This is a genomic window from Mycobacterium sp. ABE4_509 (assembly GCF_056160785.1).
Map to the genome: position 1 here is coordinate 1 of NZ_JBSWXU010000349.1, position 446 is coordinate 446.

General features: G+C 74.2%; 1 protein-coding gene. It reads right to left on the reverse strand.

The features are described from left to right. Positions 1-446: arabinosyltransferase domain-containing protein (locus ACXAID_RS28425; RefSeq protein WP_475025476.1), on the reverse strand; the 446-nt coding region annotated here is incomplete at both ends.

Sequence of the window (446 nt, forward strand, 5' to 3'; positions counted from 1 at the left end):
CCACGACGGCCACCGTCAGGAACGCCGCCACCACCCCGGCCGCGGCGCCGAAGTGATACGACCACTTCGACGGCACCACCGCGTAGGCCAGCGCGACCAGCGCCACCACGGCGGCCAGCCGCAGCGCCGAGCGGTGCGCCATGCCGCGCCGGCGCCACACCAGCACTACCACCACCGGCAGCATCGCGACCGCGAGCAGCGGAGCCAGCCGCTTGGCTGCGCTGCCCTGCTGATCACCGCTGAGCAGGTTGGCCCACCGGTCGGGTTCGCGGTACCACGGCAGGTTCGGACCGAACTCGCGATGCCAGTCGGTGGCCGTCACCAACGCCGCAAGGGTCTGGTCGGCGAAGATCAGGCTCGAGCTCAGCGCGCCGACGCAGCCGAGCAGCAGCACGGTCGCCACCAGCTGCGGCCCGGACGCCGCGGCGCGGCGCACCACCCGGGCC